The sequence below is a fragment of the Sporomusa sp. KB1 genome (assembly GCF_007830295.1).
In the GTDB taxonomy this organism is placed as follows: domain Bacteria; phylum Bacillota; class Negativicutes; order Sporomusales; family Sporomusaceae; genus Sporomusa.
Map to the genome: position 1 here is coordinate 1,974,390 of NZ_VLKC01000002.1, position 25,942 is coordinate 2,000,331.

21 protein-coding genes and 2 tRNA genes are annotated in these 25,942 nt (G+C 46.9%); 19 read left to right on the forward strand and 4 right to left on the reverse strand.

Annotated features, from left to right (window positions below):
• Nucleotides 1–5 precede the first annotated feature (5 nt).
• Nucleotides 6–809 (forward strand): bifunctional hydroxymethylpyrimidine kinase/phosphomethylpyrimidine kinase, encoded by an 804-nt coding sequence (gene thiD / locus SALPA_RS12865; protein ID WP_145094527.1) that lies wholly within the window; start codon nt 6–8, stop codon nt 807–809.
• A 20-nt stretch (nt 810–829) separates the two neighbouring features.
• Here thiD and SALPA_RS12870 read toward each other — a convergent pair whose 3' ends face one another.
• On the reverse strand, nt 830–1,414 hold the full coding sequence (locus SALPA_RS12870; RefSeq protein WP_145094530.1) for a hypothetical protein: 585 nt from the start codon (nt 1,412–1,414) through the stop codon (nt 830–832).
• A 215-nt stretch (nt 1,415–1,629) separates the two neighbouring features.
• Here SALPA_RS12870 and SALPA_RS12875 point away from each other — a divergent pair, with 215 nt between their 5' ends.
• The 6 genes from SALPA_RS12875 (at nt 1,630) to addA (ending at nt 12,891) form a co-directional block, all read left to right on the forward strand.
• A complete protein-coding gene (locus tag SALPA_RS12875) occupies nt 1,630–2,838 on the forward strand; it encodes a metallophosphoesterase (protein ID WP_145094533.1) in 1,209 nt (402 codons plus the stop codon).
• Nucleotides 2,835–3,338, forward strand: coding sequence for a mismatch-specific DNA-glycosylase (locus tag SALPA_RS12880; protein WP_094603042.1), 504 nt, complete (start codon nt 2,835–2,837; stop codon nt 3,336–3,338). Before SALPA_RS12875 ends, SALPA_RS12880 begins: the two co-directional genes overlap by 4 nt.
• A gap of 181 nt (nt 3,339–3,519) precedes the next feature.
• Nucleotides 3,520–4,296, forward strand: a complete 777-nt coding sequence (locus SALPA_RS12885) for a basic amino acid ABC transporter substrate-binding protein (RefSeq protein ID WP_145094536.1) — start codon at nt 3,520–3,522, stop codon at nt 4,294–4,296.
• Nucleotides 4,297–4,502: 206 nt separating this feature from the next.
• Entirely contained in the window at nt 4,503–5,642 is a 1,140-nt protein-coding gene (locus tag SALPA_RS12890) for an iron-containing alcohol dehydrogenase (RefSeq protein WP_145094539.1), read from the forward strand.
• 20 nt (nt 5,643–5,662) lie between these two features.
• Nucleotides 5,663–9,136, forward strand: a complete 3,474-nt coding sequence (addB, locus tag SALPA_RS12895) for a helicase-exonuclease AddAB subunit AddB (RefSeq protein ID WP_145094542.1) — start codon at nt 5,663–5,665, stop codon at nt 9,134–9,136.
• Nucleotides 9,136–12,891: a helicase-exonuclease AddAB subunit AddA gene (addA, locus tag SALPA_RS12900; RefSeq protein ID WP_145094545.1), complete on the forward strand. Its 3,756-nt coding sequence runs from the start codon at nt 9,136–9,138 to the stop codon at nt 12,889–12,891. The genes addB and addA overlap by 1 nt, the downstream gene beginning before the upstream one ends.
• Nucleotides 12,892–13,006: 115 nt before the next feature.
• On the opposite strand, the gene SALPA_RS12905 is transcribed toward addA, so the two are convergent.
• Entirely contained in the window at nt 13,007–13,954 is a 948-nt protein-coding gene (locus SALPA_RS12905; RefSeq protein WP_145094548.1) for a magnesium transporter CorA family protein, read from the reverse strand.
• A 475-nt stretch (nt 13,955–14,429) separates the two neighbouring features.
• Between SALPA_RS12905 and SALPA_RS12910 the strand changes: the two genes are divergently transcribed.
• Nucleotides 14,430–14,518: transfer RNA gene (locus tag SALPA_RS12910), tRNA-Ser, on the forward strand.
• Nucleotides 14,519–14,575: 57 nt separating this feature from the next.
• Nucleotides 14,576–14,666, forward strand: a tRNA-Ser gene (locus SALPA_RS12915).
• 132 nt (nt 14,667–14,798) lie between these two features.
• Here SALPA_RS12915 and SALPA_RS12920 read toward each other — a convergent pair.
• A complete protein-coding gene (locus SALPA_RS12920; RefSeq protein WP_145094551.1) occupies nt 14,799–15,518 on the reverse strand; it encodes an alpha/beta hydrolase in 720 nt (239 codons plus the stop codon).
• 95 nt (nt 15,519–15,613) lie between these two features.
• On the opposite strand from SALPA_RS12920, the gene SALPA_RS12925 reads away from it, so the two are divergent.
• From SALPA_RS12925 to SALPA_RS12940, 4 genes are all read left to right on the forward strand, one after another.
• Nucleotides 15,614–15,811 carry a hypothetical protein gene (locus SALPA_RS12925; RefSeq protein ID WP_145094554.1) on the forward strand — a complete coding sequence of 66 codons (198 nt, stop codon included), beginning with the start codon at nt 15,614–15,616 and terminating at the stop codon, nt 15,809–15,811.
• A gap of 103 nt (nt 15,812–15,914) precedes the next feature.
• The gene (locus SALPA_RS12930; protein WP_145094556.1) at nt 15,915–16,856 is read left to right on the forward strand and encodes a dipeptidase; all 942 of its coding nucleotides are present in this window, start codon (nt 15,915–15,917) and stop codon (nt 16,854–16,856) included.
• Nucleotides 16,857–17,029: 173 nt separating this feature from the next.
• Complete coding sequence (locus tag SALPA_RS12935) at nt 17,030–17,722, forward strand: TerC family protein (protein WP_255451193.1); 693 nt, start codon at nt 17,030–17,032, stop codon at nt 17,720–17,722.
• 134 nt (nt 17,723–17,856) lie between these two features.
• Nucleotides 17,857–19,851, forward strand: coding sequence for a penicillin-binding protein (locus tag SALPA_RS12940; RefSeq protein ID WP_145094560.1), 1,995 nt, complete (start codon nt 17,857–17,859; stop codon nt 19,849–19,851).
• Between the two features lie 113 nt (nt 19,852–19,964).
• Here SALPA_RS12940 and SALPA_RS12945 read toward each other — a convergent pair whose 3' ends face one another.
• A complete protein-coding gene (locus SALPA_RS12945) occupies nt 19,965–20,240 on the reverse strand; it encodes an alpha/beta-type small acid-soluble spore protein (RefSeq protein WP_145094563.1) in 276 nt (91 codons plus the stop codon).
• A gap of 263 nt (nt 20,241–20,503) precedes the next feature.
• Here SALPA_RS12945 and SALPA_RS12950 point away from each other — a divergent pair, with 263 nt between their 5' ends.
• The 6 genes from SALPA_RS12950 to SALPA_RS12975 all read left to right on the forward strand — a co-directional run bounded on the left by SALPA_RS12950 (nt 20,504) and on the right by SALPA_RS12975 (nt 25,894).
• Nucleotides 20,504–20,845 (forward strand): hydrogenase maturation nickel metallochaperone HypA, encoded by a 342-nt coding sequence (locus SALPA_RS12950; protein ID WP_145094566.1) that lies wholly within the window; start codon nt 20,504–20,506, stop codon nt 20,843–20,845.
• 3 nt (nt 20,846–20,848) lie between these two features.
• On the forward strand, nt 20,849–21,517 hold the full coding sequence (gene hypB / locus SALPA_RS12955; RefSeq protein WP_145094569.1) for a hydrogenase nickel incorporation protein HypB: 669 nt from the start codon (nt 20,849–20,851) through the stop codon (nt 21,515–21,517).
• Nucleotides 21,518–21,527: 10 nt separating this feature from the next.
• Nucleotides 21,528–21,722: an aspartyl-phosphate phosphatase Spo0E family protein gene (locus tag SALPA_RS12960; RefSeq protein ID WP_145094572.1), complete on the forward strand. Its 195-nt coding sequence runs from the start codon at nt 21,528–21,530 to the stop codon at nt 21,720–21,722.
• 93 nt (nt 21,723–21,815) lie between these two features.
• Entirely contained in the window at nt 21,816–23,177 is a 1,362-nt protein-coding gene (locus SALPA_RS12965) for an amino acid permease (protein ID WP_370516705.1), read from the forward strand.
• Nucleotides 23,178–23,218: 41 nt separating this feature from the next.
• Nucleotides 23,219–24,331: an alanine racemase gene (gene alr, locus SALPA_RS12970; RefSeq protein WP_145094575.1), complete on the forward strand. Its 1,113-nt coding sequence runs from the start codon at nt 23,219–23,221 to the stop codon at nt 24,329–24,331.
• Nucleotides 24,332–24,490: 159 nt separating this feature from the next.
• Nucleotides 24,491–25,894, forward strand: a complete 1,404-nt coding sequence (locus SALPA_RS12975; RefSeq protein WP_145094578.1) for an amino acid permease — start codon at nt 24,491–24,493, stop codon at nt 25,892–25,894.
• Nucleotides 25,895–25,942 lie beyond the last annotated feature (48 nt).

Below are 25,942 nucleotides of genomic sequence, written 5' to 3' on the forward strand. Positions count from 1 at the left end.
GAATAATGAAAAGTGTGTTAACAATTGCTGGCTCTGATTCAAGTGGTGGTGCCGGCATCCAGGCAGATCTAAAAACATTTGCGGCACATGGCGTGTTTGGGATGAGTGTTATCACCGCCGTTACAGCGCAAAATACGCAAGGAGTATTTGCTGTCCAGGATATTACGCCTGAGATAATTGCAAAGCAGATGGATGCTATTTTTTGCGATATTACGGTTGCCGCTGTTAAAATTGGCATGGTATCGCAAATTGAAACAATTAAAACCATTGCTGCCAAATTAAAGGAATATGGTGCGATAAATATCGTGCTCGACCCGGTTATGGTATCAAAAAATGGTTATCATCTTTTAAATCCCGTTGCGGAGGCCACACTGGTGTTAGAGTTGTTGCCGCAGGCAACTATTGTGACACCGAATATTCCTGAGGCTGAGGTTATTACCGGACAAACCATTGCTACGTTAACAGATATGGAGGCAGCAGCCCGCACTATTTTGGCGCTGGGTCCGAAAAATGTGTTAATAAAGGGCGGTCATTTGGAGGGTGATTCAACAGATATTCTCTTTGACGGCCAGGAGTTTATTCACTTTAAATCCCGCCGGATTGAGACTAAAAATACGCATGGCACAGGCTGTACCTTGTCTTCGGCTATTGCGGCCAATCTGAGCCGGGGATTACCGGTAACAGACGCGGTAGCAAGGGCTAAGGAGTACATAACCATTGCCATTGAACACTCGTTGACTATTGGCAAAGGGGTAGGGCCAACCCACCATTTTTATACTTTATATAAAAAAGCTGGACTGCTTGATTAATAGTCAGCCTGCAGGATGTATTATATATGCCTGCGGCTTAACGGGCTAGTATATTTATAAAACGCGTTGGCAACGGGAGTAACTTCTGTTTCCAACTCATTTGTTGACTCAAGATCACTTTGAATTACTGAGTCGAGTTTTTTCTTTACTGGTGTTGGGGGAGTGGGCGGCGGTTTTGGTGGTGTTATTCCTTCTGGCGGCGGACCAAAGCAGGAATTGTCATGGCAATGGTGGTCCAGCACCTGGCGTAGTAATTCAAGGATAACAATTTGTTCTGCCGTACGGCATGAGTCATCCTCCAGTGTGCCGCAGTTGGCTAGGAGACGGATGATATCAACAGGCGCACAGGTTACGGCCAAAAACTGGCTGCTAAAAGCTATCTTACAACATAACAGCTCAAGCAAAATATCAATCAGTGTGCCAGCCCGGTCAAAGCGGATAACAGCCCGTTCAAATATCTCAAAAGGTACGCCAGGCGTGCGGTGTATTTCTTCAGCTGAGCCAACCAGCAGCCGGTAGGAGCTAACTAATGAAGAGAAATTAGGAATAACGCCAGTAATATCACCTAATATCGTATTAATAATAGTTTGCGTACTGTCGGCCATATAGAAACCTCCACTTATAGATACTTATACTATATGCCGTATGTTTGCTGGTGGCTAAATATAACCGCAAAAAACCGTAACACGTCTATATGATTAAAAAGGCAGTAAGACCAATTTAGTTTTACTAGATTATTCTTTTTTTTTCTCTATCAACTATACTAAAAGTACTTTGGGGTATAATGACAATAGTATAGGTTGAAAGTCGGGAGGCACACATGCAGCACAGTCCGTCAATTGTTGCAATGCTAATTGTTTTTTTGATTCTATTGGGAATAATGTGGCTGGGTGGGCGGATTTTAGCCAAATGGCATCCGGTCTATGCCGGAAAAAGAGCTCGCGCTGGTTACTGGTTGGTTACGGCTTTGGCAGTGGTAATTCTTATTTTTAGCCGCTGGCTGCGGCCGCTGAGTGGGTTCCCCGGGGAGTGGTTCAGGTATTTTATTTATGCTGCTTATGTATGGATGGTTGGATTGGTATTCATGCTGGTAGTGTTATTGGCAGGTCATGGTGTAAGACTTTTGGCGAGGAAGCTTAGTCAACAATCTAAACCTCTGCAAGCCGGAAGGATGGTGCCAGGGGGGGTAACGCGCCGCGAATTTTTACAGCGGGCGATAACGGTAGTTCCGGCAGTGCCGTTTGCGATGAGTGCTTATGGCGTAATTGACGGGGATACCAAGATTGTTGCTAATCGGTATACACTGTCTTATGCCCAGTTGCCATTTGCTTTGGATGGTTTTACCATTGCACAAATAAGTGATACTCATATTGGGCCTTTTTTCGGGATGGATAAGCTGGAACGGGTGCTGGACATGGTTAGACAGGATGAGCCGCACCTGCTTGCTATTACAGGTGATTTGGTGGATGATTTAGACTTATTGGCACCAACGATCGAGCGGTTGACGGCCTTTCAGGCTGAGCTGCCCTGCGGTATTTTTTATTGTTGGGGTAATCATGAGTACTTTCGGGATATTAGCCGCATTCGCAAGGCACTTTATAGCAGTCCAATCGCAGTACTGGAAAATAGCCATCAGGCAGTAAAAGATGGCCTGTATTTAGCCGGAGTCGATTATCCATGGGGAAAAAATAAGGCCGAACAGGAAACCAAGCGACAGGATTATTTTGCGCAATCAGTCAGCAAAATACCTGCCGACGCTTTTACTGTTTTTTTGACCCATCACCCCGACTTTTTGGACAATGCGTTTATGGCGGGAGTGCCCTTGTCATTAGCCGGGCATACGCATGGTGGTCAGGTGGCGGTTTTTGGTGCATCGGTGCTGCCGGTACAATATAAGTATATGAAGGGTATGTTCCGGCAAAACGGTTCTTATGGGTATGTCAGCGCAGGAGCAGGGCACTGGCTGCCGCTGCGTATTGGCTGCCCGGCAGAAATTAGCTTTTTTAAGCTAAAGCGGGGGATATCATGAAGCAGGTACCTGACATTATTGCTGCTAATCTAAAAATTCTGTTTATCGGTTTTAATCCAGGAACCAGATCAGCGGAAACAGGGCATCATTTTGCCGGTTATTCGAATAAGTTTTGGAAGTTGCTAGCGGCAGCCGCTCTTACGCCCTATCAGTTTAAACCAGAGGAAGATGGCAAGTTACTGGCTTTTGGTCTGGGTATTACCAACATTGTGGCTCGTCCCAGTCGGACAGCTGCCGAGATAACAAAAGCGGAGTATCAGGCCGGGCGAATAATTTTACAGGAAAAGCTGCTGCTATATAAACCGCAGGTTGCCTGCTTTGCCGGTGTGGGGGTGTATCGGGAGTTTACGCGGCAGGCGCGTGTCATCTGTGGCTGGCAGGCTGCCAGTGTGGTAACAGGGGTGGCTGATTTTGTCGTGCCGTCGCCTAGTGGTTTGACGCGGATCGTGTTTCCTGAGCAATTGGCATATTATCAGGAGCTGAAAGGATATGTAACCTGATGCCTATGGCAGCAGGGGAAATGCTAGGGCTTTACTGCAAAGGTTAGAAAAGCGGATAAGACAGGTGCTTGCGTAAGCAAGCACCTGTTTTTCTTTTTAATTTGCTTGCTAGCTTAGGTTGCGGCCAATACAAAACGGTGTATAATTATAGAAGATTATTCTTTAAAAAGAGGTGCGTAGTATGTTAAAAAGATGGATGGCTTTGGCTAGTCTGATTGTATTGGTCTTGACTTTAGGTCTTGCCGGATGCGGTGGAAACCAGTCCGCACAGCCAGCTGCCAAAGTACTCAAGGTGGGTGCTGAAGCTACCTTTCCACCATTTGAGTTCCAAGACGAAACAAGCAAGGAATACGTTGGTTTTGATGTGGATATTATGAAGGCTATTGGCAAACAGATGGGGCTGGAAGTACAAATTGTCAATACAGGCTTTGATGGCTTGATTCCGGCGCTGGAAGGCAGTCAGATTGACGCCATTGCATCAGCTATGACTATTACTGATGAACGCGCTAAAAGGGTCAACTTTTCCAAGCCATATTATAAATCTGGTTTATCAATTGTAGTGAAATCAGACAATGTAACAATTAATAACTTCAAAGAACTAGAGGGCAAGCGGATTGCCGTACAAATAGGCACTACCGGCGCGGAAGCCGTTAAGAAGATCAAAGATGCCAAAGTCCGCGAGTATAATAGTGCGTCCGAAGCCTATCTTGAGCTCAAGGCTGGCGGGGCGGATGCAGTTGTCAACGACTTGCCGGTAAACGAATACTACCTGACCAAAGGCGGAAGCAAAGATGCCAAGTTGGTTGGTGAGATTCTTAATGCTGAGGAGTATGGCATTGCAGTCGCTAAGAAAAACACTGAACTAGCAGGTAAAATCAATAAGGCGCTGGATGAAATCAAACAAAATGGCGAATATGCCAAAATATATGAACAGTGGTTTGGAAAAAAGCCGCAATAAGCGATCAGGTGCCAAAAGAAAAGGCTCATCTTTGGATGGGTCTTTTCTTTTGAGTGAACCGAGAGGGATTACAGATAGTTACAAAGCTGCCTATTGCCGCGCGGAATATGTATTGCAGTTTACGCTATTCTTTTATATGATTAAATACAGATAACCATACTTGTTCCCCTATAAGTGCTAAGCACTAAAAAAGGAGCTGTTGATAAATGAAAAAACTTGTGTTAGGCGGTCAGTCTATTATTACCGGCTGTGGTTCGATTGCTGAACTTAGTAATGTTAAAGCCAGCCGGGCATTCATTGTGACTGGCGGCAGTGCGATGCAGACAAGCGGCGTAATCGCTAAGATAGAGGGAATTTTCAAAGCTAACGGCTGCAAAACCTGTATATATGGGGGGATTGGTAAGAATCCTGATACACAGGCTGTACTTGAAGGACTTTCTATAATGCGGGAGTTTGAGCCTGATTTATTAGTGGCTGTCGGTGGTGGTTCGCCGATTGATGCAGCCAAGGTTATGGCGCTCTTTTATGAGTATCCGAAACTGGATTTTGCTGCGGCCCAAACAGGGGAACTGCCTGCTGCCCGCAAGCGCCTACTTTTTGTGGCTATTCCTTCAACTTCAGGCACCGGGACAGAAGTAACTAAAGCGGCAGTGATTACTTTTCGGGAACTGGAACTCAAAGTTGGCTTAAAAACCCCAGCCTTTATTCCTGACCTGGCGATACTTGATCCGGAGATTACCATGACCATGCCACCCAATGTGGTGGCCGAGACTGGCATGGATGCACTTACACATGCAGTAGAGGCTTATATAAACCGTAATTTGGACGACTTTAGCGAGGTGTTAGCTAAAGGGGCGGTAGCGGGGTTGCTTACATGGCTGCCGGTATCTTATCACGAAAAAACCAAAGAAAGCCGGGAAAAGGTGCACCATTATCAGTGTATAGCCGGTTTAGCCTTTGAAAATACCGGTTTAGGTATGGCGCATGGTATTTCGCACGCAGTTGGTGGCAAGTTTGATCTAGGGCATGGCCTGATAAATGCGATTGCTTTGCCCCATGTCCTTGCCTATAATGCCCAAGAGGAATTTGTGGGTGCGCGCCTGGATGAATTGGCCCGCAGCATTGGGCGTAAAGGTCGCCAGGAGTTTATTGCTGCTGTGAAGGAACTAAACCAGCAACTGGCAATTCCGGCTGGACTGGCGCAGGCCGGTGTTGATCGCGCCTCCTTTGAGGAGGGCTTTGATGAGTTGACAGTCAACTGTCTCAAGGGTTCTACCCGCGTTAATCCGGTGCCGGTGACTAAGGAACAAATGGCGGAAATTCTCAAAGAACTGTATCAAGGCTAATTTTTTGGAGGGGACGGCGTTTGAAACTTAATTTTATCCTAGGTCAGGCTGGCTATGGCAAGACCTGGCAGTGTTTTCATGAGATAGTAGCCCGGCTGGCCGAGTCGCCTGATGGCCGGCCGCTTCTTTTTATTGTGCCTGAACAGGCTACTTATGAAGTTGAGCAGGCGCTGGCCGCCGCCTGTCCGTCTCAGGGCTTTATGCGGGCTCATGTGCTGGGCTTTCGCCGGCTGGCGTATCGGGTACTCAATGAAACCGGGGGTGCGGCCAGACCGCATATATCGGAACTGGGAAAACGCATGGTCTTTAGCCGGTTATTAATGGAGAATAAAAGTAATTTCAAACTACTCTCACGGGTGGCTGCGGAAAAAAGTTTTGCCGCTACGGTTGCGGGCTTAGTGAAGGAGTTTAAAACCTATGGAGTAGGGCCGGACTTACTTACCGCGATAGCCAGCGAGCAAGACTGTAATCAGGTGCTAACGGCTAAAATGCAGGATTTGGCGTTATTGTACCAGGGATTTGAGGACTTTTTAGCCGGACGGTATATTGATCCGGAGGATTATCTTACCTTGCTGGCAGAAAAAATTCCCGGGTCTTCTCTACTGAGGCAGGCTGAAGTGTGGGTGGATGGCTTTACCTTTTTTACCCCACAGGAATATGCAGTAATAACAGCTATGCTTGAAGCGACACAGACTGTGACGGTAACTCTATGTCTGAACCAGCCGGAGAATGAGCTGCACTCCCACGAAGAAGCGTTGTTTCACCGTCAATGGGAAACCTATCAAAAATTAAAAAAACTGGCGGGGGAGCTGCAGATTGAAGCTGAGCAGCGGGAACTCATGCTGCCGCATCGTTTTGTCAGACCGGCACTGGCAGCCATTGAACAGCAGTTTTTTAGCGGTCGGAATCCGGCTAAACCGGTTATGCCGGATAATAGCTTTATGTTGGCAGAAGCGGCTAATCGCCGGACTGAGGCTGAGGCCATTGCCCGTGAAATGATTAGGTTGAGCCGGGAAGAAGGCTTACGGTGGCGGGATATGGCTATCCTTATTCGCGACATGGACAGCTATGCCGAGTTACTTACAACCGTGCTGACCGATTATAATATTCCCTTTTTCAGTGACAATAGCCGTCCGGCGGTGCATCATCCGCTGGCCGAATTGCTGCGTTCGGCACTTGATGTTGTGCTGGAAAGATGGAGTTATGAGCCGGTTTTTCGTTGTTTAAAAACAGATTTACTGCCAGTAACCCGTGACCAGGTGGACCTCTTGGAAAATTACTGTCTGGAATTTGGTATTCGCGGTTCGCGGTGGACAAAACCGGAAGACTGGGCGTTCCGGCGTCGATACTCGCTGGCTGAGGATGAGTGGGCTGGCGCTGAGCCTGATGCTGCTGAGCAGGAGTATTTGCGTCAGATTAATACTATCCGTCAGGATAGTACAGCCGCGCTGGTACTCTTAGCCGAGAAGATAACACCGGCGATAAAGAAGGGCTTGACACCGATAGAATTGGTACAAGCTGTCTATGAATTTTTGCAAAGCTTACAAGTGGCTGATACGCTGGCGGCCTGGGCGGTGTCCGCTGAAGCTGCCGGGGATCTTGAACAGGCTAGGGAACATCAGCAGATGTGGCCTAAGCTGATGGAACTGTTAGATCAGATTGTGGATACGTTTGCTGAGCAGCCGTTAAGCCTAGCGGAGTTTGCTGCTATTGTCAGTGAGGGGCTGGAGGGTACTACTCTTAGTTTAATTCCGCCAGGGCTTGATTATGTTACAATTGCCGCCCTGGAACGGACGCGGCGATTGCGAATAAAGGCCGCCTTTGTCCCGGGGGTGAGTGATGGCATATTGCCGCGCCGCCGCAGGGACGAGGGGCTGCTGAATGATGGTGAACGGGCGCTGCTGCGGACGCTGGGGTTGGAACTTGGCAGCGGGGCAGTGGCTGATGTCTTTGCGGAGCAGTTTTTGGTATACACAGCTTTGACGCGGGCGAGCCAGTACCTTTGGGTTAGCTACCCGCTGGCCGATGCGGAAGGCAAAGCGCTGGCTCCTTCAGCCATTATCAGACGCTTAAAAGAAATTACTGGTACTGTGCCTGTGGCGCTGCCAATTGAGCCGCCGGCGGGGCGGGAAGCCGAGTACCTTGCCAGGCCTGAGCGGGCGCTGGCAGCACTGGCCGGGGCGCTCAGGCTATATCGGGAGACGGGAAATATCAGTCCGGTCTGGTGGGATGTCTACAACTGGGCGCTGATGCAGCCTCAGTGGCGTGAACCACTCAGGGCCAGTTTAGCCGGGTTATTTCATCATAACCAACTAGAGCCGTTGCAGCCTGGACTTCCTGGCCGCCTATATATGAAAAATGGTGTCCTGCGAGGCAGTGTGACCCGGTTTGAGGCGTTTCGCGCCTGTCCGTTCAAGCATTTTGCCCAGTATGGACTGAACCTTAAGGAGCGGGCTGTCTATCAACTGGCGGCACCTGACCTGGGACAGTTTTTGCATGCAGTGCTGAAATCATTTGGTGACAGGCTGGCCGCGCATGGTCAAAGCTGGGGTGAGCTCACCGGCAATCAGCTTAGTGAATTGTGCGGTGATATTGTCACTCAATTAGCACCTAAACTGCAGAATGAAATACTGCTTAGCAGCAAGCAGCATGAGCATTTGGTTACCAGGCTGACACGGCGGGCTGTGCGGGCTGTTAGCCGTCTGGCTGCCTGGGGTGAGGTCACTCAGTTTCGGCCGGTGGCACTTGAGCAGGCTTTTGGCCGGGGGGTGGATGCGCTGCCGCCGCTTAAGCTTACTCTGCCGGATGCTATTGTGGAAGTAGCCGGGCAGATTGACCGCCTGGATATGGGTGAGCATGGCAACCAAAACTATGTGCTGGTTATTGACTATAAATCAGGCGGCGCGTGGCTCAGTTTGACTGAGGTTTACTATGGTCTTAAGCTGCAACTGCTAACTTATTTATTAGTGGCGGTGAGCGCCCAAAGCGGTCCTGATGCTTGTCTGCCAGCAGGGATATTATATTATTTTTTGAAAAATCCCGTTATATCGGGGACAACCCTAAAAACTCCTGAGCAAATTGAAAACGATATTAACAGCCGGCTCAAAATGCCAGGCTGGTTACTGGCTGATACGGATATTGCCGGCTTACTGGATGCAACGATTAACGGTTGGTCTGAGTTTTTTAAGATTGCGTTGGGTAAAAACGGTTTTTACGAAAGTTGTAGGGATAAGCTCAAAACAGAGGAAGAGTTCAAATTATTATTAACCCATGTTGAACAGGAACTGATGGCTGTAGCGGCCGCCATTCTTGCTGGCGAAACAGCCATTAGGCCGTATCGTTTGGAGAAAAGTACACCCTGTGGCTATTGTGCCTTTCTGCCAGTATGCCAGTTTGACGGTAATTTGCCGGAAAATGACTATGTAGCACTTCCTAAGCTGGCTGATGATACTATTATGGAGGAATTGCGTCAACGGAAAGGAGGCGGTGAGTAATGCAATGCTCTCCTGAGCAACAAGCTGCGATTGAAACCCGTAACCATAATCTGTTGGTGGCGGCAGCTGCCGGGTCGGGTAAGACCTGGGTGCTGGTGGAACGTATTATCAGCCGGATCATTGATCCTGAAGAACGGCTGAGTGTGGATAGTCTGCTGGTGGTTACCTTTACCAATGCGGCGGCTAATGAGATGCGCAGTCGCATTAGCGAAGCGTTAAATACTGTACTTAAGCAGCCTGAGCTTACTGATGTTGAGCTTAGGCGCCATGTCGAGCGACAGTTGGTGCTGCTAGGCGCAGCCAATATTTCAACCTTACATGCCTTCTGTCAGGGCATTGTGCGGCAGTATTTTTATCTGCTGGCCATTGAACCTAATTTCCGGGTGGCTAATGACACCGAGGTAACGTTAATCAAGAGTGATGTGCTGGAGGCTGTGTTTGAAGAAAGCTACCTGCAGGCAGATACTGATTTTATGATGCTGATTGAGCATTATGGAGACGAAGTCAATGATAATTCTCTAGCTGGACTGGTGCTGAAGTTATATGAATTTTCCCGTAGTCATCCCTGGCCGGAGAAGTGGCTAACTGATTTACCTGGCGCTTTCCTTTTGCCGCCAGAAGCAACGTTTGATGAGACTCCCTGGTCGGCCTTGGTCCGAGATAAAATAATACTAGACTGGGAAGAGGCCCGCCAGCAGCTGCTGGCACTAATGGCAGAGGTTAGCAGACCGGGTAAGCCAGCAGCCTATGCCCAGACCTATGCTGAAGATATCCAGATTATTGATAATTTGCTAGTAGCTGCGCAGTCATCCTGGGCAGCGTTGGCTAAGGCGCTGGCAGAGGTAAGTTTCCCCCGGATTGCTTCCGTTGGCAAGGAAGTGCCTAAGGAGGTTAAGGATTATTTTCAAGGCCAGCGCAATAAAGCCAAAAAGCGGATAATTGATGCCAGGGAATTTTATTTTGAACGCAGCGGCTCAGAACTTGTGGCTGATTTGCGTCAGGTCGAGCCGCTCATGGCTGCATTGGTCCAACTGGTCAAGAACTTTGCATTAAAATTTTCTCTGGCGAAACAAGAAAAAGGCATTGTTGATTTTAATGACTTAGAGCATTTGTGCCTGGAGGTATTACGAGCGACAGATGCAGGGCAAGGGGAAACCAAGCCTTCACCGGTAGCTCTCCAGCTTAAAGCCCGGTTTAGCGAAATTATGGTCGATGAGTACCAGGATACCAACAGAGTACAGGAAGAAATTATCCGGCTTGTCGCAAGTGTCGAGCAGCCCAATCTCTTCCTGGTGGGCGATGTCAAACAAAGCATTTACCGTTTCCGTTTGGCTGAGCCGGCCCTGTTTATGGACAAATACCATGGTTATCAGAGCGGCGAGCGGGTTGGGTGTAAACGCATTGATTTGAGTAAAAACTTCCGCAGCCGCCCTGGGGTTCTTCATGCTGTCAATTTCTTGTTTGCTCAGCTTATGACAGAGCGTATGGCTGAGCTTGATTATGGACCGGCAGAGCAGCTTAATCCTGGTCCTGATTATCCGGTCACGGAAGGAAACAGCTTGGAGGGGCCGGTAGAAATCATTATACTTGACAGGGAGAAAGCTGGGGATGAGAGCTTTGCTGACGAGGGTGAGGCGATTAGCAGTCCAGAGCCTGAAAGCGAGGGTGAGAGTAGCCAACTGGGTGATGGTATACCGGAAGAAGAACTATCTGCTTTTGAGCAGGAAGCTGTCCTCATTGCCAGGCGTATTCAGGAATTAATAAGCAGCGGCTGTTTGGCGTTTGATAAACAGGCGGGCGGCTATCGTCCCTTATTGTACCGTGATATTGTTATTTTACTGCGTTCGGTACGGGGTAAGGCTCAGGCGCTGCAGGACAGGCTGCGGCAAAACGGGATTCCCTGTTACGCAGAACTGGATTCTGGCTATTTTTCGGAAACCGAGATATCTATTATGTTAGCCCTGCTGCAAGTTATTGATAATCCCCACCAGGATATTCCAATGGCCGCTGTGCTGCGTTCGCCGCTGGTTGGTCTGACTGGCGATGAATTGGCTGAAATTCGGCTGTGTTTGGCGCAAGGCAGTCTGTGGGCCGCGGTGCAGGAATATAGCCATACCCAGGCTGTTTCCCACAAGGTACAGGGCTTTTTGGCTAAGCTAACGACTTGGCGTAATTTAGCGCGGCGTAAGGGTGTGGCCGAGCTTATCTGGCGTATCTATCAGGATACCGGTTACTATGACTATGTGGGTGGGATGCCTGGTGGAGTTTTGCGGCAAGCTAATCTGCGGGCGCTGTATGATCGGGCCCGGCAGTATGAGGCCACTAACTTTAGGGGACTGTTTCGCTTTTTACGGTTTGTTGAGCGGCTGAAGAATAAGGATTCTGATTTGTCAGTAGCTCGGGCGTTAGGCGAGAGCGAGGATGTTGTCAGGGTCATGAGTATTCATAAAAGTAAAGGGCTTGAATTTCCGGTAGTTATTGTAGCTGATATGGGAAAAAACTTTAACCTTATGGATACGACTGGGTTGGTATTATGTCATAAGGAGCTGGGTGTCGGGCCGTATGTTACTTTACCTGAGCTTAGATTTCGCTATCCGACACCGGCTCGATGGGGTATTGCCCATAAGCTTGAGTTGGAAACTAAGGCCGAGGAACAGCGGATTTTGTATGTGGCTCTGACCCGGGCCAGGGAAAAACTCATTTTAGTTGGTTCGGCCAAGAAGTTGTCCCAAAAGTGTGCTGCCTGGTGCCGGGCAGTGGGTGAACCGCAGGCAAAACTGCCAGTCAGCCAAGTCATAAAAGCTAAAAGTTATCTGGATTGGGTTGGTATGGCGGTTGCCCGGCATACTGATGGTGAGGCTATTCGCCAGTATGGTGAGTGCACTGATCAGCCGGTGACAGCATTAGCAGGCCAGCTTTCAGCCTGGAACATCAAAATTGGTAAGCTGGCAGATAGTAAACCGTTAGCGCAGGCCAGTCCGGCGGATGACGCGTTATTGGCGGCTGTCCGGCGGTTGGAACCGGTTGAATGCGATACCGATACCCGGTGGGTGGATACTCTTTTAAACTGGCAATATCCATGTAAGGCTGCGGTTAGTAAACCAGCCAAACTGTCAGTGTCGGAAATTAAACGCCGTCTTGAACTTGTGGAAAGGGAAGAGGCCGAGGTTGTATTTGCACCAAAACCATCGACCGTGCATGCTCGTCCCCGCTTCCTGCAAGCCTCCTCGCAGCTGACACCGGCAGAGTATGGGGTGATGCTGCATACGGTTATGCAACATATTGATTTGGCGGGCGAGTTTTCTAACCAAGCCATTACTGAGCAGGCCAGTGCCTTGGAAGTTCGCCAGATTTTGCCGCCAGGTCAGGCGGCAGAGGTTGATGCTGGTTTAATCAGGGCTTTTTTTGCCTCTCAGCTTGGTCAGCGTTTGACGAAAGCCAATGAGGTGTGGCGGGAAATGCCGTTTAGTCTGCTGCTGCCAGCCGAAAAGTTTTATGCTGATTTGCAAGGCTGTGGGGAACAAATCTTCGTGCAAGGGATTATTGACTGCCTGTTTGCCGAAGATGACGGTTTAGTGCTGATTGATTATAAGACCGATAGCGCTGCTGCGGCAGAGGAATTGGTCACCAAGTACGCAGCGCAGCTTAGCATGTACGCGCTGGCAATTGAACGGATACTTGGTCGACCGGTCAAGGAACAGTATATCTATGCATTCCGGTTAGGGCGTGAGATTAAATTAGATGGTTTAGGGTAAAGGAAAAGTGGCTGCACGGGAACGCAAGTTCCCGTACAGCCACTTTAGGATGCTTATTAATATTGTTTTACACAAACCATAGCTTTGGGGAGGAATGTCTTGCTCATTATTTTTACTAGAACATGCCTTTACGCCATAAACCAAAGGCACTAAGTGCAGTAACAGCCATAGCAAATAATAGCGTAATAATAAAGCCGCCGTTGCCGCTAAAGGGTACGTCAACATTCATTCCCATAAAGCTTGAAACCATAGTTGGTATTGCCAAAATAATGGTCATAGAGGCCAGGAATTTCATAACGCGGTTGAGGTTGTTCGAGATGATGGAAGTAAACGTATCCATCATACCGTTCATAATGCGGCTATACATTTCGACCATTTCGATAGCCTGTTTATTTTCAATAATAACATCTTCTAACAGATCTTCATCTTCTTCATACATTTTAATCAGGTGTTGTACTTGGCTGGTAGAACGGAGTCGCAAGAGCTTTTCCAAGACAATGCCGTTAGAACGCAGGGAAGCGGCAAAATAAGTTAAGCCTTTCTGCAGCTCTAAGAGCTGGAAAATTTCCTCGTTTTGCATGGAACGGCGCAGATAACGTTCGATTTCGTCTGTGCGACGGTTAATCTGCTTTAAGTATTTCAAATATAAAGTAGCCGATTTATACAATATCTGAAAAAGAAATCTGGTCTTTTTAAAGGTACTGAACAACCGGTGATTTTCAGGTTTAAAATCAGCTAACACTTCGTTGGATTCCAGGCAAATGGTAATGATGTAGTCGGTAGTAAGCACGATGCCTAATGGCAGCGCGTCATAACTATCATGACCACGCGTAACGGGAATGTTGGTGATAACAAGCATATGATTTTCTTCAAGTTCGATACGGGAACGTTCTTCTTCGTCTAAGGCGGCTTTAAGGAAATCAAGTGGGGTGCCAGTAGTGGCGGCCACTTGCTCCAGTTCCGCGGATGTGGGATTGATCAGGTTAAACCAAGCACCCCGTTCCAACGTTTGAAGAGTAAGTTCATATAGATCTGTGCAATTGCTGCGATAAATTTTAAGCATAATGCTCCCCCTTTTTTCTTTTAGGGGAATGCAAATAGTTACCTAGTCAATCAGATACCCTTAGCCAAGGCTGCTAAGTGGTGTACTCAGATAATTTCGGCGAAAAAAATGGAATATTCCCCTAATTTTTATTAAATTGAACAACAGACGCCAACTAGGTCGGCCTACGTCCATCTATCTCACCTGCCTTTGAAATATTAATGATTATCTTTAAATATCTCTATAATGAATATAATTCTGTTTACCTTAATAGTCAACCCTTTTATAAAAAAATAACCTAGTTTTAACCTGGCTATAGCATGAGGCAAGTATTCTTACTGCTAGATAATCAATTCTATGTATTATTGTATTACCTCTGCTTAGCAAATGTGCACACGGACAAGAGCAGGTAAGGCGAAGCAAACAGAAATTACCGGGGTTTGTTTTGTTGACAAGCCATCTTGCCATTTGTTATAATACTAACTGTGCTTGATACGGAGGGGTGTCCGAGCGGTTTATGGAGCTGGTCTTGAAAACCAGTGATCCCGCAAGGGACCGTGGGTTCGAATCCCACCCCCTCCGCCATATAAGTCAATTGACTTAAGGCAGAGTATCTGCTATAATCTAACCAGTTTATGACACGGAGTGGTACTCAAGTGGCTGAAGAGGACGGTTTGCTAAATCGTTAGAGGTCGTGAGGCCTGCCAGGGTTCAAATCCCTGCCACTCCGCCATTAAAAAACGGCTGTTTACCGAGAGGTAAACAGCCGTTTTTTATATGCATCAGAATTTATAAGTTTTGGGAATCGCGGATGAGGGGCAATGCCAAAAGTAAAGCCCCTCTCCCTTTATGTCGCAGTAGTGAACTAGAATTTACTGAGCCAACTGGCAATAGCTTCGCCAGCTTGGCTGCTTTGTGCGGCCAGGTGGTGATCGCCGTCTGGATAGAGAATTAGCTTTTTGGGTTTTGCCGCTAACTCATAAATAGTTTGAGCCTGGCTGACTGGCACGATGGTATCGGCTGTTCCGTGGAGAATAAGGAGGGGTCGTTGTTTTATTTGTTGGACATAAGCCAGGAGGTTATGGTGGGCAAAATCCTGGATGAATTCTGGTGTAAGCAACAGGTCACCATACTCATCTGTTAGTTGCAGGGGGCTGCCGGCTGCCAGTTGCTCATAATGAGCCCCCAGTGCCAACCGGAAGGTGGCGGAGAGGTTCCAGGGTGTAGCCCAGAGGATGAGGCCGCTTATCGCTGGGTCAATGGCGGTTACTGCCAGTGAGGTGGCGCCGCCCAGGCTGCGTCCCAACAAAAATAGCTGTCCGCCGATTGTCTGTCGGGAATAGGCAACAACGGCTGTAAGTTCGGCAATCTGGCAAGATAGGTTTTGGAGGGGAGTAAAGTCATAGCGGAGTACGTTAACATCTGTTGCAGCAATGGTTTCTGCCAGGCAGATTGCCCGGCCGCCGCCGTCCTTACTGCCCCGGAAGCCATGAGAGATAATTAGCGTTTTATCTGAGGGATGGCAGGCAGGGTGGAAAACACCCGGTAGTTGAGTATTACCCGCAGGTAGTAGAATATTGTTCATTAGGACACCTCATCTATTTAAAGTTAAGGATATTATTTTGGGTTATACTAATTATAGTATAGCTGTAGCTAAATATAATTGTAGGAGGAGCAACTATGACAGACATCTTGTTAGGATATCTTATTAATAACTTTTTGATTGATAGTCATCAGTATGAAGCATGGCGAGGTCTTAGCCAGGACGAGCTGCGGGAGGAACTGAGTACGGCTGGTATAATGAACAGTGCTGAGTTTGATGAGTTTAGCCATCAGCTTGCCACTGGTGCCGAGGTAGTGGAAGAGCAAGGCGAATAAAAACAAATGCGTTTCATAGTATTATATATACCAGTGGTATATACAATAGTGAACCTGGTAGAAAGTCCGGCAAGGGACTCAGGACGGGAGAGGGGAACAGCAATTGAATAGTATTGATTTACATTGTGATACGATAATGCGCTTAATGGAGGGAGATAAGTCAGAGGGCCTTTATCGTAATTCGCTTAGTGTTGATATTGAAAAGCTGCAGGCAGGTAAGGCTCAGGCTCAATTTTTTGCTATGTTTATCAATCTCCAGACAGATGGTGATCCGTTGGTGAGAGCACTTAGAATGATTGACCGCTTTTACCAGGAAATAGAGGACAATAAACAATATATTGCGCTGGCAAGAAATTATGGTGAATTTCAGCAAAATCAAGCAGATGGCAAATTATCTGCTTTTTTGACGATTGAGGAAGGCGGGGCGCTTAAGGGTGAGTTGATTAATTTGCGTAATTTCTACCGCCTTGGTGTTAGGCTGATTACGCTCACTTGGAACTATCCTAATGAGATTGGCCATCCGAGCGCCTTGCCCGAATGCCGTGAGCGGGGGCTTACGCCCTTTGGCCGGGAAGTAGTGGCAGAGATGAACAGGCTGGGGATGATAATTGATGTATCCCATTTATCAAATCAGGGTTTATATGAGGTGGCCGCACTGACACAAAAACCGTTTGTGGCTTCCCATTCTAATGCCTGGTCTGTAACCACTCATCATCGCAATCTGACTGATGAGATGATTAAGGTGTTAGCCACAAAGGGTGGTGTTATGGGGATTAATTTTGAAAAATCCTTTTTGGGCAGTGCGCCGTTTAGTCGGGTTGAAGATATGGTTCTTCATATCCAACATATTTATAATGTGGGTGGGATAGAGGTCATTGCTATTGGGTCAGACTTTGATGGCATTAGCCCAGAACTGGAATTGGCTCATGCCGGCGAAATGAGTAAACTTGTAGATGCTTTGGGAAAAGCAGGATTTGGTCAGGCGGAAATTGATAAAATATGCTGGAAAAACGCCCTCAGAGTGATAAAAGATACATTACAATGAAGCTGGTTAGTGAAGTAACAAGGCATTTAGAGACTTGCACATTCGGATACGGGGGAGTAAAATAAATTTATGGTAGTACCTCTTGATAGATGATATTAAAATCTGATAACAAGATACAGTGTCCTTTATCAACTAGTGCTACAAAGCGATAACAATAAAAGGAGTGCGAAAAGGTGGAGTTTTTGGTAGCACTAGCTAGTATTATGATGGTTAACATCGTACTTAGCGGCGACAATGCAGTGGTCATTGCTTTGGCGAGCCGTTCTTTACCCCCGAAGCAACAAAAGCAAGCAATCCTATGGGGTAGTGGCGGGGCGATAGTCCTGCGCGTTATTCTTACAGTTGTAGCTGTTATACTTTTGCAAATTCCTTATGTTCAGTTTTTTGGCGGTTTACTTCTTATTTGGATTGCGGCTAAATTACTTATGGAGGATGATGGCGATGAAAATATTGAAGCCAACACTTCGTTCATGGGGGCTGTAAAGACTATTATTATCGCCGATTTAGTTATGAGTCTTGATAATACCCTGGCAATTGCTGCGGTAGCCAAAGGCGATTATGCTTTGCTTGTCATAGGGCTTGCGCTTAGTATCCCATTGATTGTTTTTGGCAGTCAAATTATTATTAAAATTATGGACAAGTTCCCGATAGTTGTGTATCTCGGAGCCGCGCTTATTGCCTGGACGGCCGGAGAAATGATGGTGGCTGATGAAAAAATTGGTCCGGTTATTCATGCAGCGATACCCGAATGGCTGTTGCCAGCGGCAGTCACGGTAGGGGTAGTAGCGGTTGGTCTCTGGTGGAAGAGCACACATAAAGAAAAGGGTACCGAAGCCTGTGCAAAAGAGGGAAATCCGGTGCAATAATGTATGTTCTAGTGCAAAGGCATTGTTAGGGGGACATCGTATTTTGGTGCGATGTCTTCCTTCTTTTTTGCAGGGTATTAAGGCTCTATGCCGAATAATCTATAGAATATCTATCCAAGGAAGGGCTGACATAGATGGCAACGCCAGTAAGTATGCAAAAACGCCTGGCTTGGTTTCTGACTGTAACCATGCTGGTGATATTTGGTTTAGCAGGGAGAATTGCCTGGATTCAATTCGGTGAGGGGCAACGTCTGAGTCACAGGGTACAGGATCAAGTTAGCGAAAGCCGGGTAATGCAGTCACCTCGAGGCACGATATATGACCGGAACGGGCAGCAATTAGCGGTAAGCAGTCTAAATAAGTCCCTTTATGCTGATCCGCAGGAAGTAAAAGATATTGATGGATTAGCGGCTTTATTAGCGCCGGTTCTTGGTGTAACATCCGCAGATATTAAGGAGCGGTTAGCGGACGGAGCTCGTTTTGTTTGGCTTAAACGGACGCTGGAACCGGACGTAGCCAAGGCAGTTTCCGCGCTTATCAAGGACCACCAGCTTACAGGACTGGGTTTTATCGAGGAAAGCAAACGGTATTATCCTAATGATAAATTGGCAGCGCAGGTGCTGGGTTTTGTGGGTACAGATGATGTTGGTCTGGAAGGACTGGAAATGTCACTGGATAAGGTTATTAAGGGCCAGGTTCGTAAGCAGGTTATTGATACAGACAGCTATGGTACACCCATATTCCAATCCATATTTTCTTTTATACCGGAAAAAAAGGGACGTTCAATTTACCTGACGATTGACAGCAACATCCAATATATTGTCGAAAGGGCACTTGATGCTGCCATGGCGAAGACGGGCGCAAAGACGGGTACAGTTATCATTATGCAGCCTAAGACAGGGGAGATTCTCGCTATGGCCAGCCGTCCCACGTATAACCCTAATCAATTTGGCAGCTATAGTTCAGAAGCCTGGAAGAATCGGGCTGTATCTGATGTGTATGAACCAGGTTCGACTTTTAAAGCCATTATTGCGGCGGCGGCACTGGAGGAGGGAAAGGTGCGGCCGGATGAGCGGTTTATTGATAAGGGTTATGTGGAGGTATCCGGGCGGCAGATCAAAAACTGGAGTGGCGAGAGCTATGGCAATATACCATTTACTGAGATTATAAAGAATTCTATTAATACCGGTTTTGTTGAAGTTGGTTTGCGGGTTGGTGCGGCCAAACTGACAAGCTATGCGCGGGCATTTGGGTTTGGAAAGATTACAGGAATAGAGTTGCCGGGGGAGGCCGAGGGCCTGCTGTTTGATCCCCGGGAGATGCGTGATAGCGATACCGCAACCATGTCGATCGGTCAGAGTGTTGCAGTGACACCACTGCAACTTACCGCGGCTATTGCCGCTATTGCCAATGATGGGGTACTGCTAAAACCCCGGCTTGTTAAGGAATACCGTAACGAGGATGGTACGCTGGCGGAAACCTTTGAGCCTGTTGTTGTCAGACAGGCTATTACGCCGGAAACAGCCCGTACTCTGACCGCATTATTAGAGAAGGTAGTACATGAAGGCGGCGGTAAACTGGCGGCCGTTAAAGGCTATCGTTTTGCTGGGAAAACAGGTACAGCTGAAAAGTTAAATCCCAACGGTGGCGGCTATTTAGCCGGGCATTATATTGCCTCTTTTGCCGGTTTTGGGCCTGTTGATGATCCGCAGGTAGCGGCACTGATTGTGCTTGATGATCCGAGTGGTATTTATTATGGCGGGACAATTGCCGCACCGGTATTTAATGATATTATGACACAGGTTATGCGAGTGTTAAATATTCACCCTGATGGGGGGAGCTATGTAGTGCCGCCTATAAAGACGGTAGAGTCCCTGACGCCGTCAGATGTCCCAACTAGCCCCGGGCCACCCCCGGAAGTGCCGTATGGGCATGTATTAGTTCCTGCACTTGCAGGCAAGTCCATCAGAGAAGCTGGTGAAACTTTACATGAACTTGGGCTCACCTTTGTACCTGTGGGTACTGGAATGGTTGTAAAGCAAAGTGTTGCTCCCAATACACCAGTCAAGCCGGGCACTGAGATTATTGTATATTTTGAGTCAGTGAATACAATTTCGCCGGGTGGGTAATCTGGTACATAGAAGCAGCGACAAAAAATGCTAAATCAAAATTAGCCAACCTAAGTGAGAGTTAGGATAACAACAATAAAAGGCGGCTAAGCCGCCTTTTATGCTACTATGAGTTATTTGCTGTTAATATCGAATTGGGAAGTCATCGTACTCGAAGTAGCGGTTGTTCCACTTGGAGTGGAAGTTTGTCCACCCATGGATGATTCATATTGTTCGATCATGCGACGAACCATGTGACCACCTACCCGACCACAATCAGCCGAAGTCATAGTTGACCAGCCTTGGCTGCGTACGCGATCACTAATACCCAATTCGGTTGCTATTTCTAGCTTCATGCGGTCAAGTGCATTTTCTGCACTTGGGTTAACAGGTTTGTTACTTCTAGCCATAGAATAAACACCTCCTGAAATTTTTCTAATCCTAGTATCTGCGGCGCAAATACCTGTTATTCTATAAATATTATGTTAATTAAGTAAGAAAATCCCAAAAGGATAAAGGAAACTGTAATTTTTTATTGAATAAATACGAAAAATAGCAGAAAAACCACAGGAAATGACGAAGTTCGCCTGGAAGGAATTTACAGACGAATAAAGAATCATTTATTTAAATGATGCTAATGGTAAAACAATAATTTTGTGTTAGGGGTATTGCCATGCATGAGCTTGCAATTGCGCAAGGGATACTGGATATTGCTTTGAGTACGGCCGTAAATCATAATGCCAATAGTGTTTTGGGCGTTAAAGTAATTGTGGGTGAACTTACAGGGACTGTACCGGAGGCGCTGGAATTTGGTTTTGTGGCGTTGGCTAAAGGAACAATGGCAGAGAACGCCTGTTTATCAATCCGGATAATTCCGCTGACAGGACATTGCCGGGACTGCGGCAGTCAAAGCAGTATTGATAAATATTGTTTTGCTTGTGCAAGCTGTGGTTCTCATGCGGTTGAGATTATAACCGGGCGTGAACTAAAAGTAGAAAGTGTGGAGGTAGAGTAATAGTTGGAAATTACTGTAATGAGCAATATCCTGGAAAAAAATGAGGAAGTGGCTGCCGAGATAAATGCCATGTTGAGCAGACAGGGGATTTTTACAGTTAATCTGTTGGGTTCTCCTGGTTGTGGTAAAACTTCTCTTGTGGAGCAGACGGTAAGCCTGCTCAAAAGTGAACTAAATATAGCCATTATCGAAGGTGATTTATATACATCTAAAGATGCTGATCGTATTGCTGCCTATGGAGCGCCGGTGGTTCAAATCAATACCCAGGGCGGCTGTCATCTTGATGCGGCGATGGTTAAGTCAGCTCTTGACCAATTGGATTTGAATGAGATTGATATTCTGATTGTCGAAAATGTTGGCAATCTGGTTTGTCCAGCTGAGTTTGCCGTTGGGGAGCATGCCAAAGTGGTAGTCCTCAGCGTTACGGAAGGAGAGGACAAACCGCTAAAATATCCCCTTGTATTTAGGCAGTCTGCAGCTGTTATTTTGAATAAAATTGACTTACTTCCCTATACTGATTTTGCTATTGATTGTGCGGTAAGAGATATTACCGGTTTGAATCAACAAGCTGTCTTGATGAAGGTGTCCTGCAGAACTGGAGCAGGGTTAACCGACTGGCTAGAATGGCTTAAAAAGCAGGTGCAGTTAACTAGAAAACGAAAATGTGATTAGGGGGAGTATTGTGGCAATTCTGGCGGAAATGGAATGGGAAATTGAGGTTGTACGTGAGCGGTTACATCAGCTAGTAGAACGGAAGTTGGGCGATCTTACTGACGTCGAAGTAACTGAACTTAGCGGCTACCTGGATCAGCTTATTGTCAAGTATGAGATGACTAATACCCGCCAGAAAAAAACAGATAAACTGGCGTCAGTTTAAAAGAAACAACAAAGTTCTAAGCCTACGACCGCAAGTATATAGTAGTAAGGGGGACTCGCTTTCTTTGGTAGTAAATGCGGCGGAGGGAAAATTTTGCGTATACAGGAGAACCGGCGGGAGCTCCGGCGTGGGCTCAAAGAGCGTCATATTCAGTTGATCGCGATTGGCGGTTCAATTGGTGTAGGTCTGTTTTTAGGATCGTCTGCCGCTATTCAAGCAGCAGGTCCATCACTGCTAGTTACGTACTTTATTGGTGGTATTGTGGTTTTCTGTTTGTTGAGGGCGCTGGGTGAAGTTGCTGTTGCTATCCCGATAGCGGGCTCATTTAGCGCGTATGCCCATAGATTTTTGGGACCGCTGACTGGTTATTTGACAGGCTGGACGTATTGGTTTATGTGGGTTGTAACAGGCATGGCTGAGATTACAGCCGTGGGAGTGTATGTAAATTACTGGTTGCCTGAATTGCCGCAATGGATTCCTGCGCTGCTGGCGGTAATCTTCATGACAGGGGTTAATCTTGTTGCCGTAGAAGCCTATGGCGAATTTGAATTCTGGTTTGCGTTAATCAAAATTATTGCCATCATTGCGTTAATTATGGGCGGGTTGGGGATGATTTTGTTTGGTTTTGGCAATGGTGGCGTTCCTGTAGGGATAGGGCACCTCTGGCAGCATGGCGGCTTTTTTCCGCATGGTGTAAGTGGGGCGATTATGGCCCTTTCGATGGTGCTGTTTTCTTATGTGGGTATTGAAGTTATTGGCGTTACCGCCGGAGAAGCCAAAGAGCCGGAAAAGACATTGCCAGTCGCTATTAGCAAAGTGTTTTGGCGAATTCTATTATTTTACATCGGCTCACTATATGTTATTATGTCAATTTATCCTTGGAATGAGCTTGGTCATGTTGGTAGTCCGTTTGTAGCGGTATTTGGTAAATTGGGAATAAGTAGCGCCGCCGACATAATGAATTTTGTTGTGCTATCAGCAGCTCTGTCCTCCTGTAACAGCGGCGTTTTTAGCACAGGCCGGATGCTGTATACTCTGGCAAGGCAAGGGGAAGCGCCGGCGCTTCTGGGTAAGTTAAATAACAGCCAGGTTCCGGTCTGGGGAGTATTGGTTTCAGCTGCTTTTTTAATGGTCGGGGTGGTACTCAATTACTTTATTCCGGCAAAAGTGTTTACCTATGTAACTAGTATTGGTACGTTTGCCTGTTTGTGGGTGTGGGCTATCATTCTTATGGTTCAGATCAAGTTTCGGCGAAGTCTGCCGCCGGCAGTGGCAGCCAAACTGGTCTATCCGATGCCCTTATATCCCATATCAGGTATCTTGTGTTTGGTAATGCTGGCGCTGGTAGTTTTTATTATGAGCCAAGATTCTGATACGGTGCTGTCGCTTTGGATTGGTCCGGTTTGGATAGTAGGATTGATGATCTTCTACCCTGTACGGTCACGCAAGTCGTGATGGTAATTGGCGATTCGGTTCATTTAGGAGGCTAATGGGTTATGTTTGAACGTCCTGTGTGGGCAGAAATTGATTTGTCTGCTATTAAACACAATGTTAGAGAAATAAAAAAAGGCCTAAAACCTGGTGTGAAATTTTGTGCTGTGGTCAAGGCTGATGCTTACGGTCACGGGGCAATAGCCGTCGCCCGCACCGTGTTGTCTGCAGGTGCTGACAGGCTGGCGGTAGCTATTTTAGGCGAGGCTATTGAACTTAGGGAAGCTGGCTTCTTGGTGCCCATTCAGGTGCTCGGTTATACGCCGCCTCATCAGGCTAGGATAGTGGCTGCTTATGGTATTGCTCAGACGGTGTATTCCATGGATGCCGTGCGGGCGCTGGCAGCGGCTGGAACAGAAACAGGCAAACCTGTAAAACTGCATATCAAGATTGATACGGGTATGGGGCGGATTGGTATTCTGCCTGAGGAGGCCGGCGATTTTGCTGCTGCGGCAGCTGCAATGAGCGGAGTCGAGATTGAAGGAGTATTTTCCCATTTTGCCACCGCTGATGCAAAGGACAAGTCGTATGCTTATGAGCAGTATGCCAGATTTCAGCAGGCGCTAGACCGAATAAAAGCTAAGGGAATTGATATTCCCATCAGGCATATTGCAAACAGCGCGGCCACTTTAGAAATGCCGGAGACGCATCTGGATATGGTTCGTCCCGGAATTATCTTGTATGGGCTGTGGCCTTCACCGGAAGTAGAACGAAATATTACTTTGGCGATGGCTATGTGTCTTAAGGCGCGGATTGCTCATGTCAAGAACGTGGCAGCTGGAACAGGCATAAGCTATGGCCGGGCGTATATTGCTGCAACTGAACGCAAAATTGCCACCTTACCTATAGGTTATGCCGACGGCTGGACAAGATTGTTATCTGGCCGGACAGATGTTTTAATTAACGGCAATCGGGCACCCTTAGTGGGGAGAATCTGTATGGATCAATGTATGGCAGATGTTACTGGTATTGCTGATGTCAAGCAGGGAGACACCGCCATTTTGTTTGGAACGTCGGCGTTAACGACAGATGAGGTAGCCGGTATTTTAGGGACAATTAATTACGAGCTTGTATGCATGGTGGGTAAGCGGGTTCCGCGTATATATATAAATGAGTAAATTGTGAAAGAGCGCTAGGGAAGAGATAAAAGCCGAATGGACAAAAGTTCTGAATTTAAGATATTTTACTAAATACAAAATAAGCAAGTATACTATATGAGGGGTGGGTTATGAGCTAGGTGACTTTAAACGAAAAATCGCAACAATAGGAGGAGAAAAGTGTCTAAAAAAGATGGTTTGCATGAAGATCTGCACCGTGGTTTACAGGAACGACACATTCAGCTAATTGCTCTGGGAGGGGCTATTGGTGTTGGGCTGTTCTTGGGTTCAGCAACAGCCATAAAAACAGCCGGTCCAGCCTTGATGGTTTCCTATATAATTGGTGGTATTATTATATTTTACATCATGCGAGCCCTTGGCGAAGTGGCGGTAGCTTATCCGGTTTCAGGATCTTTTAGTGCTTATGCAAATAGGTTTTTAGGACCGATGGCCGGGTACATCACCGGGTGGACGTATTGGTTCATGTGGGTGGTAACCTGTATGGCTGAGATAACAGCCGTAGGCGTATATATGCAGTTTTGGTTTCCTGAAGTGCCACAGTGGATTCCTGCGTTGGCAGCGTTGGTGTGTATGATGACCGTTAATCTAATTGCGGTGGCGGCCTATGGTGAATTTGAGTTTTGGTTTGCCTTAATTAAAGTTATAACCATTATCGTTATGATTGTTGTCGGCTTAGGCATGATTATCTTTGGCATCGGTAACAGCGGCGTGCCTATTGGTATATCCAACCTTTGGTCTTATGGCGGTTTTTGTGCCCAAGGCTTGACAGGCATGATTATGTCCTTGGTCATGGTTATGTTTTCTTATCTCGGCATTGAATTAGTCGGAGTAACGGCGGGGGAGGCCAAAGACCCGGAGAAAACGTTGCCCTCTGCGATTGACAAGGTTTTTTGGCGGATTCTTATTTTCTATATAGGTGCACTCTTTGTCATTATGTCCCTTTATCCATGGAATCAGTTAGGTACTATTGGCAGTCCGTTTGTGCTTACCTTCGAAAAGCTAGGGGTGCGGTCAGCGGCAGGAATTATTAACTTTGTCATTCTGACCGCCGCCTTATCCTCTTGTAACAGCGGTCTTTTTAGTACTGGCCGGATGCTGTATAATTTATCGCTACAAGGGCGGGCACCCGAGTTTTTTGGTAAGTTGAGTAACAGAAAAGTTCCCCAAAATGGAATCTTGGTATCAGCGGTATTTTTGCTAATTGGTGTTGTGCTCAATTATTTGATTCCCGGCAAGGTATTTACCTATGTAACAAGTATTGGTACCTTTGCTGCACTATGGGTGTGGGCTATCATTATCCTGGTGCAGATAAAATTCCGCCAGGAACTGACGCCAGAGCAGCAAGCAAAGCTAAAGTACCCTATGCCAGGCTATCCGGTTATTAACTGGATTTGTCTAGCCTTTCTGGCCTTTGTCGCTGTTGTCATGTGTTTTGATCCGGATACCTTGATAGCCATGATTGTCGGACCGATTTGGCTGGTTTTTCTTGTAGGCACCTACTATATGTTTGGTTGGAATAAAACGGACGAAAAGAATAGTAAAAATATCAAAAATTTAAAATAGTATATACACAAGAAATAATGTACTTTGGAATCTAAGGTTTACAAATGG

What these genes read in the sequence shown, in the direction of transcription:
- thiD (WP_145094527.1), top strand. Translation starts at nt 6, where the DNA reads ATGAAAAGTGTGTTAACAATTGCTGGCTCTGATTCAAGTGGTGGTGCC.
- SALPA_RS12870 (WP_145094530.1), bottom strand. Translation starts at nt 1,414, where the DNA reads ATGGCCGACAGTACGCAAACTATTATTAATACGATATTAGGTGATATT.
- SALPA_RS12875 (WP_145094533.1), top strand. Translation starts at nt 1,630, where the DNA reads ATGCAGCACAGTCCGTCAATTGTTGCAATGCTAATTGTTTTTTTGATT.
- SALPA_RS12880 (WP_094603042.1), top strand. Translation starts at nt 2,835, where the DNA reads ATGAAGCAGGTACCTGACATTATTGCTGCTAATCTAAAAATTCTGTTT.
- SALPA_RS12885 (WP_145094536.1), top strand. Translation starts at nt 3,520, where the DNA reads ATGTTAAAAAGATGGATGGCTTTGGCTAGTCTGATTGTATTGGTCTTG.
- SALPA_RS12890 (WP_145094539.1), top strand. Translation starts at nt 4,503, where the DNA reads ATGAAAAAACTTGTGTTAGGCGGTCAGTCTATTATTACCGGCTGTGGT.
- addA (WP_145094545.1), top strand. Translation starts at nt 9,136, where the DNA reads ATGCAATGCTCTCCTGAGCAACAAGCTGCGATTGAAACCCGTAACCAT.
- SALPA_RS12905 (WP_145094548.1), bottom strand. Translation starts at nt 13,954, where the DNA reads ATGCTTAAAATTTATCGCAGCAATTGCACAGATCTATATGAACTTACT.
- SALPA_RS12920 (WP_145094551.1), bottom strand. Translation starts at nt 15,518, where the DNA reads ATGAACAATATTCTACTACCTGCGGGTAATACTCAACTACCGGGTGTT.
- SALPA_RS12925 (WP_145094554.1), top strand. Translation starts at nt 15,614, where the DNA reads ATGACAGACATCTTGTTAGGATATCTTATTAATAACTTTTTGATTGAT.
- SALPA_RS12940 (WP_145094560.1), top strand. Translation starts at nt 17,857, where the DNA reads ATGGCAACGCCAGTAAGTATGCAAAAACGCCTGGCTTGGTTTCTGACT.
- SALPA_RS12945 (WP_145094563.1), bottom strand. Translation starts at nt 20,240, where the DNA reads ATGGCTAGAAGTAACAAACCTGTTAACCCAAGTGCAGAAAATGCACTT.
- SALPA_RS12950 (WP_145094566.1), top strand. Translation starts at nt 20,504, where the DNA reads ATGCATGAGCTTGCAATTGCGCAAGGGATACTGGATATTGCTTTGAGT.
- alr (WP_145094575.1), top strand. Translation starts at nt 23,219, where the DNA reads ATGTTTGAACGTCCTGTGTGGGCAGAAATTGATTTGTCTGCTATTAAA.